At 38.9% G+C, this 13,180-nt stretch carries 13 protein-coding genes; 8 read left to right on the top strand and 5 right to left on the bottom strand.

The features are described from left to right. The first annotated feature begins 65 nt into the window (after positions 1 to 65). Positions 66 to 743, top strand: coding sequence for a DUF2294 domain-containing protein (locus DFO73_RS02265; protein ID WP_110063160.1), 678 nt, complete (start codon positions 66 to 68; stop codon positions 741 to 743). A gap of 173 nt (positions 744 to 916) precedes the next feature. Beyond that, on the top strand, positions 917 to 1,291 hold the full coding sequence (locus tag DFO73_RS02260) for a hypothetical protein (RefSeq protein WP_110063159.1): 375 nt from the start codon (positions 917 to 919) through the stop codon (positions 1,289 to 1,291). 183 nt (positions 1,292 to 1,474) lie between these two features. Here the strand turns inward: DFO73_RS02260 and DFO73_RS02255 are convergent, their stop codons facing one another. Next, on the bottom strand, positions 1,475 to 2,359 hold the full coding sequence (locus tag DFO73_RS02255; RefSeq protein ID WP_110063158.1) for an EamA family transporter: 885 nt from the start codon (positions 2,357 to 2,359) through the stop codon (positions 1,475 to 1,477). A 496-nt stretch (positions 2,360 to 2,855) separates the two neighbouring features. Here DFO73_RS02255 and DFO73_RS02250 point away from each other — a divergent pair, with 496 nt between their 5' ends. Beyond that, complete coding sequence (locus DFO73_RS02250; RefSeq protein ID WP_110063157.1) at positions 2,856 to 3,440, top strand: hypothetical protein; 585 nt, start codon at positions 2,856 to 2,858, stop codon at positions 3,438 to 3,440. A 383-nt stretch (positions 3,441 to 3,823) separates the two neighbouring features. On the opposite strand, the gene DFO73_RS02245 is transcribed toward DFO73_RS02250, so the two are convergent. Both DFO73_RS02245 and DFO73_RS02240 read right to left on the bottom strand, forming a co-directional pair. After that, positions 3,824 to 4,801 (bottom strand): polysaccharide deacetylase family protein, encoded by a 978-nt coding sequence (locus DFO73_RS02245; protein WP_110063156.1) that lies wholly within the window; start codon positions 4,799 to 4,801, stop codon positions 3,824 to 3,826. Between the two features lie 143 nt (positions 4,802 to 4,944). Further along, complete coding sequence (locus DFO73_RS02240; protein ID WP_110063155.1) at positions 4,945 to 6,357, bottom strand: LysM peptidoglycan-binding domain-containing protein; 1,413 nt, start codon at positions 6,355 to 6,357, stop codon at positions 4,945 to 4,947. A gap of 709 nt (positions 6,358 to 7,066) precedes the next feature. Here DFO73_RS02240 and DFO73_RS02235 point away from each other — a divergent pair. Further along, a complete protein-coding gene (locus DFO73_RS02235; protein WP_110063154.1) occupies positions 7,067 to 8,194 on the top strand; it encodes a cysteine desulfurase family protein in 1,128 nt (375 codons plus the stop codon). A gap of 149 nt (positions 8,195 to 8,343) precedes the next feature. Further along, the gene (locus DFO73_RS02230; RefSeq protein WP_110063153.1) at positions 8,344 to 9,207 is read left to right on the top strand and encodes a manganese catalase family protein; all 864 of its coding nucleotides are present in this window, start codon (positions 8,344 to 8,346) and stop codon (positions 9,205 to 9,207) included. 214 nt (positions 9,208 to 9,421) lie between these two features. Here the strand turns inward: DFO73_RS02230 and DFO73_RS02225 are convergent, their stop codons facing one another. Then, positions 9,422 to 9,640 (bottom strand): helix-turn-helix transcriptional regulator, encoded by a 219-nt coding sequence (locus DFO73_RS02225; RefSeq protein WP_110063152.1) that lies wholly within the window; start codon positions 9,638 to 9,640, stop codon positions 9,422 to 9,424. 373 nt (positions 9,641 to 10,013) lie between these two features. On the opposite strand from DFO73_RS02225, the gene DFO73_RS29720 reads away from it, so the two are divergent. Next, positions 10,014 to 10,148 (top strand): FAD-dependent oxidoreductase, encoded by a 135-nt coding sequence (locus tag DFO73_RS29720; RefSeq protein WP_219993416.1) that lies wholly within the window; start codon positions 10,014 to 10,016, stop codon positions 10,146 to 10,148. A gap of 183 nt (positions 10,149 to 10,331) precedes the next feature. Next, positions 10,332 to 10,499, top strand: a complete 168-nt coding sequence (locus tag DFO73_RS02215; protein WP_258309148.1) for a hypothetical protein — start codon at positions 10,332 to 10,334, stop codon at positions 10,497 to 10,499. A gap of 221 nt (positions 10,500 to 10,720) precedes the next feature. Here the strand turns inward: DFO73_RS02215 and DFO73_RS02210 are convergent, their stop codons facing one another. After that, positions 10,721 to 11,008: a YqhV family protein gene (locus DFO73_RS02210; RefSeq protein ID WP_110063151.1), complete on the bottom strand. Its 288-nt coding sequence runs from the start codon at positions 11,006 to 11,008 to the stop codon at positions 10,721 to 10,723. 185 nt (positions 11,009 to 11,193) lie between these two features. Between DFO73_RS02210 and DFO73_RS02205 the strand changes: the two genes are divergently transcribed. Beyond that, on the top strand, positions 11,194 to 13,170 hold the full coding sequence (locus tag DFO73_RS02205) for a tripartite tricarboxylate transporter permease (protein ID WP_181395887.1): 1,977 nt from the start codon (positions 11,194 to 11,196) through the stop codon (positions 13,168 to 13,170). Positions 13,171 to 13,180 lie beyond the last annotated feature (10 nt).

Here is a 13,180-nt window from a genome sequence, read left to right as displayed (position 1 = left end):
TTTTTATCTGTTTATCTTTATCTCCATAGGGAATGATAGGAATAAATTAAGTTGAGAGGTATATTATGGAAACCGTTGTATTGGAGAAGGAGATTAACAGTTATATGGGCCGTCTGCTTCGGGAGAAATTTGGCCGGGGGCCGGGCAATATTTTTTGTTCTGTATCAGACTCTTTAATAGCCATTTACATAACCGGATTTCTGACACCCATTGAGAAATCTTTGATGGAACATCAAAAGATAGATTATATCCAGCGGACGAGGGATCTTTTGATGGAAAATTTAAAAGGAGAGATTCAGTCCCAGTTTGAAGCATATATAAAGAAAGAAGTGAAGGAAATTTATTATGACTGGAACCTTGATGGTCAAACAGGAATGGTTCTGGCATTAATTTCCGGGCTTGACTCGAATAAAAATAACTATAAAGATAGTAAAAAGGTTAATGGTGTTATTGATCAGGTTAGCATAGAAGCTGAAAAGTCCCCTGATGTTATTTATTCAGCCAAGATTGATGATCGGAAACTAATTGTTGTAAGAAAAGGAATTCTTGTGAGTATTGAAAGAGAATTAATCAAACTGGGATACGAAGAGACACTCAGAATTGCAAAAAGAAACCAAGAGAAGAGACTAATTGGGGAACATATTAGTGCATTAGAAAGTTACTTAAACAAAGGTGTTGCTGATTATTTTATTGATTGGGATTTTGATGGGGACAAGAGCTATATCTTATTTATCCTAAAATAATCTTGTTACAGGCATGGGAAGATGTTATGATGTGGTAGGTGAATCTTTTGCTGTTTTTTCGGATTAAAATGAATGGGCATGGTACCGGACATCAATCTGAAAATACACAATTTAAAAAAATTAAAAATGCTCGAATAAAACAATTAAAATATATTTATTTGCTGATTTGATGGTTGGGCAAAGAACCAAACATAGGTCAGAAAAGGAATAAAGCCCTTTTCTGGCCTTTTTTTTATTTCCATTTTTTAGGAGAGGGTGAGGATGCCATTACTATAAATGAATTAATTACATGGGCAGATAACCTGGTAAAGACGAAAAAAGAATCAATAAGTGAGAGTGGTTCCAAAATATTAAAAAGAAGAGAACTGGAAGAATACCTCGAAGAAGAAGCAAAGAAAATGAACATAGAAGTTAAGAAGGATAACCATCCAACCAAACCAGCCTATATATTTTGTGATCAAGAACAGGAAATCATCCTGGAAGTACTTTACCGATATAAAAGCTATTATGCAAGGCATCGAGTGTATATTGAAAATGAGGAAGATTAAGCTAAATCGGTATTAAAAGCAGCATTTATAATTTTATACATTTTTATTAAATGGATGCATTTCATACGATGGTGCATCTTTTTTATATTTACTGTTCATTACCGGAAATTTTATTTTGGAAGCCTATTGTGCAGTAAAAATCTCCACAGGCTATAACGTTATTTTTATATGCAAAAGAGACTTCTAAATAACCAGCAGCCCGGTCCCTATCGTAATCAAAATTGCCCCCGCGATTGTACTTTTTGTTGGCTTTTCTTTTAAAATCATAAAGCTTAAAACCATTGTCAGTACGACACTAAACTTGTCAATCGGATTGACGACACTTACCTTCCCCAGTGCAAGTGCTCCAAAATAGCATAGCCAGGATAGTCCAGTTGCTGCGCCTGATAGTATGAGGAATAGGTAAGACTTTTTGGAGATCTTTTTGAGTTCTTTAAAGGTTCCCTGAAAGAAAACAATGCCCCAGGCAAATAGTATAATGACTACTGTGCGGATAAATGTGGCCACATTTGAATCCACGTCTTCAATCCCAATTTTGGCTAAGATATTTGTTAGAGCTGCAAAGACAGCGGATAAAACCGCGAGAAAAATATAAGATTTTGTATTGAAGACTTTCTTCTTCGTATCTTTTTTATTCTTATCTTTCTTTTTATCTTTTCCGATTAAAACAAAGGTTCCGATGGATATAACGATGCCTCCGGAAATAACTAAAGCCGCAGCCGGTTCCTTCAGAATAATAAAGGATAAAAAGATGGTTAGGACAACACTCGCTTTATCAATTGGGACCACTTTGGAAACATCACCAATTTGGATCGCTTTAAAAAAGCAGATCCACGATAACCCAGTCGTCAAACCTGATAGGATCAGGAAGATCCAAGAATTCATGGATACTGTCATGATGCTGCTAGCTTGCCCCGTTATCACCACCATCAAAAATGCCAAAATAACCACGATCACTGTTCTGACAGCTGTCGCTAAATTCGAATCAACGGCCTCTATTCCAATCTTTGCGAGTATGGCAGTAAAGGATGCAAATAATGCAGCCAGCAATGCTAATATGATGCTCATATTTATGAAACTCCATTTCTGATGAACTAATGTGCTTAATTTAGTTTGTAAAAGTGAGCCCAGAATATTCAATAATATAAAACCTTATTAGCCACTATCGAGGATCTCACCCATTCTGCTCCAACTATAGAATACCAAAATAACAAATGAGCTTTAATAGAGCGAAAACGAAATAACTGATAAATATGTTTTTTAGGTACAAAATGCTAACACATTTCTGTAGTGCAGTGTTTATTTACCGCTGCTTATTTAATTTCCTGCGGAAACTGTGAGTAAAGGGAGACCTCACGGGCATATAACGATGATGAGGCTCCCGGTCCCCGCCCGCGGAAACGAGCGTCTGGTACGGAAAATAACAGACAAGTTTAACAGAGCTTTTTTTAAAATAAGGCTGGAGTCTTATATGCATATACAGCGCAGGCTTCTTCATGGAGTTGAGAGCAAACCTTATCATGAAAATACAATAAACGTATTTTTATAATTAGGAGATTTTAATATGATCGACCCAAAAATATATATACTCCTTACGGATACTGGAACACTTTTTACACGAATGATAAAGTTTTATACAAAAAAGCCATATAACCATGCTTCGATTTCCTTTGACCCGCATTTAACAGAAGTATATAGTTTCGGGAGAAAAGCTGCCAGAAATCCATTCATTGCCGGATTTGTTAAAGAAAACATCCGTACAGAGCTTTTCACAAAAGCAAAATGCGCTTTAATTAGCTGTTCTGTTTCCCATTCGCAGCTGCAAGATCTGCATGACTATATACAGAAAATGGAATTGGAAAAGGATCTATACCGTTATAATCTGCTGGGGTTAGCTGCAGTTCCAATTAATAAACAGATGAACAGAAAGGACGCATTTTTTTGTTCGCAATTTGTTGCAACCGTTTTGCAGGAATGTCAGGTTGCCCATTTTACTAAACCTCTCTCACTTGTCACGCCGCACGATTTCATGGAACATACAAATTTCCAATTAGTTTATCAAGGGAGCATAGAAGCGTTTTGTCAGGAATATGACATGCAGTCATTTGAAAAAAGCACATATGCTACGGCTAAACAATTAATCTATTAAAGGTTAGCTTTTTGTAAAAATAGGTATGGTTAAAAAATTCACAAAGAGAGATTATCAACCTCTCTTTGTGTTAGATACTTTTATCAACTCAGGTTTTTTAATGCTGAATAGATGATATTTTGATGTGCCAATTTGTTTAAATTTTATCCATTAAGAACCTTAGGGCTGCGGTACTTTAGAATCGGCTGCCGGTATTGGAGGCTTTTTTTATTGAACTGAAGGGGCAGGAAGAATAAAAGTTTTAATAACCAGGTTCATTTCTATTAAATCTGCTGGGGGAGACATAGTGGACGTAATTATACATTTTTTCTTCAACTTTCTGTTAGAAAATCTTAACAAAATAAGGCTGCAAAAAAGCAGCCTTGGATTACCCATTAAATCTATTATTTAGCTAATAATTCAGGTATTGTAACAAATTCATATCCCTGTGAGCGCAGGTAGTCAATCATTTCTGGCAATGCCTCTATCATTCCATCAAGCTTTCTGCCATCTTTGAAGTTATGCAATAGGACGATTCCGCCTGATACTGCTCTTGGTTTTACCCGGGATAAAATCTCGTTCGCAGAAGCCCCACTCCAATCATAAGAGTCAATGGTCCACGAAATGGAGCGATACCCCAATTTATTCAGTGTTTCTATTTGGCTGTCATGGATGGCTCCATATGGAGGCCTAAATAGGTCGACTTTTACACCTGTTACGGTCTCTATTTCATCTGTTGTAGACTGTACCGTTTGAGTCAATTGGGCATCTGTTAAAGTTCTTACATCAGGATGATACCATGTGTGGTTACCTAGTGCATGTCCTTCTGAATGAATCTGTTTGAGTAAATGAGGATAAGCTCTTACTTGCTGTCCCATTACAAAGAAGGTCGCCTTTACGTTTTTGGCTTTTAGAATGTTTAAAATTTGCGGAGTATAAACGTCCTCCGGTCCATCATCAAACGTTAGGGCGATGACTTTTTTACTGTGGCTGCCCATATATATCATACCGGTATAAGGTTTTTCTGGAATATTCAAAATCTGTCCAGGATAAATTTGATTAGGATCATTTATCTGCGGGTTTGCTTGGATCAGTTGAGTCATTGAGACCCCAAGCTTTACAGAAATTTTATAAAAAGTATCACCCCAAACTACCTTGTAAGTACCTGATTCAGGAATATCTAATGTTTGTCCAACAAGGAGCAGCGTAGAGGTCAACTTGTTATGATTAACGATTTTTTCTACTGTCATTTGGTTCTTTGAGGCAATTTTCCAAAGAGTATCACCAGGCTGAACCGTATAGGATGCAGCTTGTGTAAAGTTCCCGAATGATAGAATAGAGATTAATAGTGCTGCTATAAAACCGAACCACTTTTTCTTCAATATGCCACCTCCTTTTTTATACTGACTCTGTTATTATATAGGTTCGGTTAATATAATTTAAATTCTAAAATATTGGTAAAATAGACTCATATAATAAAAGGGAGACCCGAAAAATGGGACTCCCTTTTATTTGAACGTTTTTTCTAAATTATTTTACGAATGGTAAAATTGTCTTCGAGCAGCAGCCAATTTTGCGGATACGGATAGCCTAATACCCAGTAGCTGGTTCCCCTTAGTCCGTAGACTTTTACAGTGTCAAATTTGGCTTGAGCACTTCTGGCGTCCTCAAACCAGACTTCATGGCCTCGTCCTTGAGCATCCGTGTATCTAAAAAACGGAGATTGAGCGACCGGATCATATTGAATGGCAGCTCCATATTGAATGGCACGCCTAATGGCTTCCTGCTGACTGAATGTTTCAGCTTCCTGACCCTGTACATGGGGAGTAAGCCAGTCGCGGGCGTAAATTTGAAATCCGAAAAAGATCTTATTTCTTGGAATAACGGAAACAGCATAGTCCAGTACTCTCCTGATTTGATTGAGAGGTGAAATTGCCTGCGGCGGTCCTAGTCTGTACCCCCATTCATAGGTCATGAGCACAACAAAGTCCACAATTCTTCCATGTGCAGGGTAATCGTGGGCTTCATATAATAAGCCTTTTTGTTCACCGCTCGTTTTGGGTGCAAGGGCTGTTGAGACATAATAACCCTCAGGGTGCAGCCGATCAACTGTACGCTGTAAAAATTGATTGTACAGTTCTCGATCCTCAGGATAAACATTTTCAAAATCAACGTTTAACCCCTGGTATCCCTTGTCCCTCATAATGTTTAAAATATTCGTTAATAGCTGGTCTTGGATTTCTGTACTTGAAAGGATGGTTCGTGCCAGCCTGGATCCGGGATCTCTGTAGGTGAAGTTGGTTATGCACATCATAGGAGATACTCTTTCAGCGAGAGACGTCTGGATAATCGGGGTGTCATTAATAGCGGTGAGGCTGCCATCTTCTTTCATGATGTAGGCGAAAGGGGATGAGTAGGTTAAATATCGTCCTACTTCCTGAATCTCCCTTGCTCCTTGTTCTCCAGTGTTTATCGTATAGGCGTTTACCTCCGTTACAGGCTTTCTATGCGGGATTGTTAAAACTGTACCAGGAAAGATAAGATTGGGATTTTGAATTTGGTTTGTGCTGATAATTTCCTGAACAGTAGTGCTATAACGCTGGGCAATTTGCCATAAACTTTCTCCAGGCTGAACAGTGTGAGTTCTGGCTGGTATAACAAAAACCATTCCGGGGTAAATTTGGGAAGGGTCCATTATTTGATTTACCTCTAAAATTGCTTGAACAGTCGTCCCGTAACGCTGGGCAATCATCCATAAGTTCTCGCCGGACCTGACAGTATGAGTCCGGTAACGGGTCGGAATGACCAGTGCAAGACCCACTATTAGTTTATTGGGATCCTCGAGTTGATTAGCTGTTACAATGTTATGAATGGATACACCATACCGCTGAGATATTCCCCATAGAGTCTCTCCTCTTTGTACCGTATGAATTTGCATGGAACCCCCTCCTAAGACATCAATCTTTTACACTATATTCTAAGGAACTTGGCCATATCATCTTTAACTTGGAGGAGGTTAAACTCGGCTTTATGTACAAGTTTGGAGCAATTAGCTTTTATAGATAAGGGCATTATATTAAAACGGGCGGAATAGGGGTTTATTTGAAGTTTCTGCTGTTGGAGGGTAGGTATACTTTAAGCTTGTGACATTTTATAATTTTTACAATGAGCCGTTTAGTTCATGCATCTAAAGAAGGATCGATTTTAGTAAAATTGTGTAGTTTTAAACATTTGTATAAAACAAAAAAGCACCCACAGGATGCAGAAATTTTTCTTCGTATTATGGGAAAAGAGTCCAAAAGATCGTTAAAATTACCAATCTTGTTAGCCTCTCAAGCATTCTTCCAGCTCCTTTCAGTCATTTTATCCTATAACCATATAATATCCATTTTTTATTGAGCAAAGTTATCTTAAATGTAAATTTAATGTTAATTGGTTGGTGAAGGGAACCCGTTATAAAAAGGATTATTTAATCAAAACACTGATCATGTTAATTACAGCAGGCATCTGCTCCGTTAATAGGAGCCCCCGGTACGCTGAGCCTGGTCCACACCATCTGCAGCCTGGAAAAATACAAAAGACGATTTTCTAGACAAAATAAATCCTCTGTTTTGATATAATTTAGCCAGAAGGGGGAGGTAGAGGATATGGAACAGATTTATCTGGATTACAATGCAAGTACTCCGGTAGCTCCAGAAGTTGTGGATGAAATGAAACCTTTTTTAAACGATTTCTATGGAAATCCCTCAGCGCTTCATTGGGCAGGAAAACCGGTAAAAGAGAAATTAATGGTGGCAAGGAAACAAGTAGCCAATCTCCTGTCTTGTTTAGAAGATGAAGTTATATTTACAAGCGGCGGAAGTGAGGCTAATAATCTTGCATTAAAGGGATATTATTTTAAAAACCAACAAAAGGGTAGACATATTATTACTTCCAAGGTTGAGCATCCAGCTATTTTAAATCCATTGAAATTTCTTGAACGATTGGGTGCTGAAGTCACCATGGTAGATGTGGATCAGTATGGCATGGTTTCCCCTGAAGATATAGAAAATTCGATTAGGGAAGATACGATTCTTATTACCATTATGCATTCTAATAATGAAGTGGGGACCATCCAGCCAATCGATGAAATAGGGAAAATCGCCAAAAATTACGATATTTGCTTTCATACGGATGCCTCCCAATCAGCAGGTAAAGTTCCTTTAAATGTCGATCAGATGAATGTGGATATGCTGACCATCGCAGGTCACAAATTATATGCACCAAAAGGGATTGGTGCTTTATATCTTCGGAAGGGAATAAAAGTAGAACCCCTTATCCATGGGGCAGGCCATGAGTTTGGTTTGCGTGCAGGCACGGAAAATACGCTGCTTGCGGTTGGATTGGGAAAAGCATGTGAACTGGCCCAAGATTATGTATATGATACGAAGCTGGGTGAGTTAACGAATTACTTTTGGGAGCAATTAAGGGATGTGTTTGGAAGCCATGTCGTTTTAAATGGCCATGAAAAAAGGCGATTGCCGAATACCCTGAATGTCAGTTTTATCAATCGAGCTGGCCAGGATATTTTAGCTGCCATCCCCTTGCTTGCGGCTTCTACAGGCTCGGCATGCCATTCAGGCAAAGTAGAATTATCTCCTGTCCTTAGAGAAATGGGTGTTCCTGAACATATTGGAATGGGAGCTATCAGATTCAGCCTTGGCAGGTACACTGCCAAAGAGGATATTGATCAGGTGGTTACTTGGTTAAAGGAACAAATAAGAATCAAATACTAACAATAAACGTTTCGTGGGTGGAAAGCAGGCAAAGAAAAATACTTTTTAAACCATAATCCCTGCTGCTTTTTTATAGACACTAGACATAATTCTTCCTTGCCATGTATAAATTGGTTATTGAAATGAAAAAACGGTGAGGAGGAGTTCCTATATTTTATCATATAAAAGAACTTCAATATCAGGCTAAACCTGAAGGCCCCGATCCCATATATGCAAAAAAGTTACAGGAAATCTTAGGTGGCCAGTTTGGAGAAATCTCTGTCGCACTTCAATATTTATTTCAAGGGTGGAGTGTAAGAGGAAATGGAAAATATAAAGATTTACTAATGGATACCGGTACAGAGGAACTTGCTCACATAGAAATGCTGGCAACCATGATAGCCCGTTTGTTGGATGATGCTCCAGTTGGGGACCTTGAAGACGCTGCAAAAGATCCAATTATTGGTGCAATTCTCGGGGGGATGAATCCCCAGCATGCTATTGTCTCAGGACTAGGGGCAATGCCAGCAGACAGTGTTGGCAACCGCTGGACGGCAGATTATATTATCGCAAGCGGAAACCTTTTAGCTGATTTTAGAGCTAATTTAAATGCAGAATCGCAGGGGAGGCTCCAAGCAGTCCGCTTATATGAGTCTACGAACGACAGAGGCGTAAAGGATATGTTGTCCTTTCTTATTGCTCGCGACACGATGCACCAAAATCAGTGGATTGCAGCTATTAAGGAACTTGAGGAAGCGGAAGGGGGGATTGTTGTCCCTGTAGCATTTCCGAAAGAGCTTGAAAAACGGGAAGTCTCCTATACTTTATTTAACTTTTCACAAGGAAATGAAAGTGCTCAGGGAAGGTGGGCTCATGGAATAAGTATGGATTGTCAAGGTACATTCAATTATGTTGAGCACCCGCTTCCTTTTGCTAAATCACCAAAATTGAAACCGGCTCCTCCCTATATATACGATACCCCACCAGCAGCTCTAAAATCCAATCCTACTAATATTCCTCCTAGTATGTACTAAATAGCCTTTCAAATATAAAGGGATTTTGGTTTATTGGTTAAGATTCCAATTCACCAGGATACAAATTAAGGCATGCCTGTTATGGCTGCTTAACAGTATAACAAACTAATTAATATAAAATGATCCATAGTGTTTTCTTTGATAGGTGTTTCGGGAAGGTTCTGTTCAAGTTCATTCCTATGATAAGAGTAAAACCAGAAAGCCCCTCAAAATATTATGAGGGGTCTTTATAATCAGCCTCTATAATTTCTTCCACAGTTACCCCGTAAAATAACGCAATTCTTTCCAAATTTCTCTTCCTGGGCACCTTCTTGTTTTGTTCATAATTACTAATAGTTTGATTTGTTAGTCCTAGGGCAGCAGCTGCTTCTTTTTGATTTATTTTTTTCTTGAATCTTAGCATCCTTAAGTTAGCTCCAATACTTCCGTACATTTTACCACCTCAATTTCATTCTTGCTTTAACTGCAGAAATTTAGTTTTAGTCTTTTAATAAGACATTTATGTAACCTTTAAAATATATTATCCCTGAAAGAGAAGCAAACTTGCAGTTAAGTACGACTCATTTAAGGATCCCACTGTTTACTCAATGTCTCTTACAATCCCGAACAACTTTTCAGAAATCAAATGGCAGGCTCTCGCTAATATTGAGCCCGCCGGAAAAGTTTCTCGAACTAACTCCAAGTGAGACTCTTGAGATCGTTCTGAACGAAGGGAAGCAGATTGACATAGACTTAACCGATAAAATAATTGATTATCGGAAAGTAGATCACCTTTATGATTTTCATTTTTTGGAGCCTGGGAATCAATCATTAAGGCCGTCACAAAAGACTCCAATAGAGAAGGGCTGATTCTAGCAGGCGACTATACGAAACAACCTTATTTTGCCACTATGGAAGGGGCAGCTGTCTCAGGAGTAAAAGCCTCTGAATTAGTCCTTTAAAAAACACTGGTGTTTTTTACCGTTTTTAAACCTAATTATAGAAGCGGATTGGTCCAATTAAGTGAATATTAGTCTAACGAGGAAATATTGAAGTAAAGTATTTCACATGAGATTAATTTTACTATTTTTACCATGTGGGTTTCAGAGAAATTTGGCCATCTTATCCTTAAAGGAGAGATGAAGATGCATACCTCAAAAGTGAATTTTGAAAAACTGCTTGGGATACAAACAGGGATTCATCATCATAAAAGAAGGTCACTTGAAGCTGCCTTTGCTAAACCTATCATTCATAAGCAGATAAATGGAGAGGAAGTTTATGTTCCATTAGATACGGATAGGCTATGGGGGTGAAATTACCCTTTCACTTCCCCTGGAATGGCAGAAAAGGCTAGTGGCTGCGTAATCTGTTAGAAACCATTCATATGTATGAGCCACCCCTCGATATGAGGGGATTTTTCATCAAGGTATGTATAATCCTTACAGTCTAACACCTCTAAGCTATAAATATTGAAAAAAACTACTGTCACTTAATACTAACAATAAGAAACAAAATCTTAAGAATGAAAAAAGGTTTAATTCAATTGTTCATTACTTTTTACTCCATAGAGAATACAGGCAACTCCACCAAAAATCCAAAGAAACTTCGTTACATTCATTTTGTCTGAAATCCCTAAAAATCCTATAGTGGTTGTGACAATTAAAATAATTGGTCCAATTAAAGCAAGTGAGCTATTCACGATTAATGTTTTTTTAATGTCATTCAGTTTTAAAATAAGCAAGGCTGCAAAAACTTCTATGCTCCCGGAGATAAGTCTTAACACAGCCATTGCGACTATTGCCTTTTCAATAAAAATAAACATGATAAATCCCCCTCGAACATTCTGTGAATATATATATGTTTCGAAGGGCGTTTAATGGACAAGTTTTTAAATAGAAGCAGTTAATCGTTAAGGGGATTTTTAGAAGCCCATTTAATAATTTGCTAGGCACAATGCCTACTTTGGTTGAATATCCTGCTTTTGAAACTGAAGGAAGGTGGAAATTTGTGATTCTAGAACTCTTTGAATTTCAACACTTATTTGTTTTGACTGCGGGTGTTTTGCTTGGGATCATCGTGGGCGCTCTACCGGGCTTAACTCCGACAATGGGCGTTGCGCTATGTATTCCTTTTACATTTTCACTTCCTGCTGTTGATGGGCTTTTGCTTTTAGGGGGGATTTACTGCGGGAGTGTGTACGGAGGAACCGTCCCTGCTATTATGTTTAATGTTCCTGGTGCACCTGCCTCGGTGGCAACCACCTTTGATGGTTACCCTATGGCTCAGCAGGGTAAGGCAAGAAAAGCATTGGAGCTTGCAACCATTTCCTCCTTTGTTGGCGGCCTTTTCGGTATGTTGATGCTGATCTTTTTCGCCCCAATGTTTGTATCGTTTTCCCTTCAATTTGGCCCGGCCGAAAATTTTTGGCTGGCGATATTTGGAATAACAGTCATTTCCGCTATTTCTCAAGGTGCAATAACAAAGGAGCTCCTGGGCGGATGTGCCGGAATTCTGCTGTCTTTTATTGGCATCAGCTCATTCACTGGCATGTCGCGTTTCACTTTCGGACATGATTTCTTAGTTGGGGGGCTTCATGTTGTAGCTGTTTTAATTGGGCTCTTTGCCTTCCCGCAGGCATTGCGATTAATTAAAAATCTATCCAGTAAAGAAGTGGAGACTGTACTTCATTCACATGAAAAATCCTCAATTCGAACATCGTTTTCCGAGGTAGTGGGCAGGCCCAAATCTGTTACAATAGGGAGTATTGTAGGGAGTGTAGTTGGGGTTATTCCAGGGGCAGGCGGAAATATTGCCAGTATAATGGCTTATAATGAGGTCAAACGATTCAGCAAGAATAAGGAACGGTTTGGAAAAGGAAACCCCGAAGGCGTCATTGCATCAGAAAGTGCCAATAATGCTATGGTGGGAGGATCTTTAATCCCCTTGCTTTCCCTTGGGATTCCTGGATCCCCGACTGCTGCCATATTCCTTGGAGGACTCTTGATCCATGGAATTTGGCCGGGGAGAAGTTTGTTTGTTGAGAATGCGCCAGTCGTTTATACCTTTTTCACGGGGATGATCATAGCCCAATTTCTGCTCTTATTTATCGGATTAGGCATTATTCGATATTTAACGAAGCTTAATAGAATTCCTGACTATTTTATGGCCCCGATCATTCTGTCATTTTGTATTATTGGAGCTTATGCAACACAAAATAATCTTTTTGACATTTATACTATGGTTATCCTCGGTGCAGCGATGTATGTCCTTCAGAAATATAAGTTTTCGGCTGCTCCAATTGCACTTGGATTTATCTTGGGCCCGATCGCAGAGGAGGGGCTGCTCCAGGGGATTCGTGTCGGAGAGGCGAATGGATCAGTCCTTCAATTCTTTTTCACGGGTGGATGGAATATCTCCTTGTTCGTACTGGTCATCGTTACGATTGCGTTTTCTATTTGGCAAACGATGCAAAAAAGGCCCTCAGGCAATAACAAACCAAAAGGGTTCCAGTTATCCAATCTATTTTCCTTTAAAGCTGCTGCATGGCTTCCCATTATCGGCCTATCAGCCCTTATCCTTGTTTTTGCTTCTTCTTTATCCTTTGAAGAGGGCGTTTTCCCGCAAATTACGGCTGCCATCATGGTCATTCTCTCAGTTGTCCACTATATACGGTTTGGCTTCCGGCCTAAGAATGAGTTGCTTTATCAAAAAGCAAATCTCAATTTCTCACGCATCTTTATCATTGCCGCTTTAGTGATAATAAGCTTATTGACTAATGTTGTAGGCTTCTATAATCAGGTGCTTATCCTGATGCTGCTGGTTTCCATGTGGGTGTACTGGCAAAAAAATAAAGACTCTCACTCTTTGTCTAAAATAATGCTTGTGTCACTCTCCTTCACTTTATTTATGTTTCTTATATTCAGCGGGATCGTAAAGGTTCCTGTCCCAACCGGACTGCCGTTATTTTTGTCAAACATTTTTTAAAAAAGGGAAG

It is taken from the genome of Cytobacillus oceanisediminis, assembly GCF_003182355.1.
Lineage (GTDB): Bacteria > Bacillota > Bacilli > Bacillales > Cytobacillaceae > Cytobacillus > Cytobacillus oceanisediminis_A.
The sequence above is the reverse complement of the archived record's forward strand: the minus strand, read 5'-3'. Positions and strand labels throughout refer to the sequence as shown.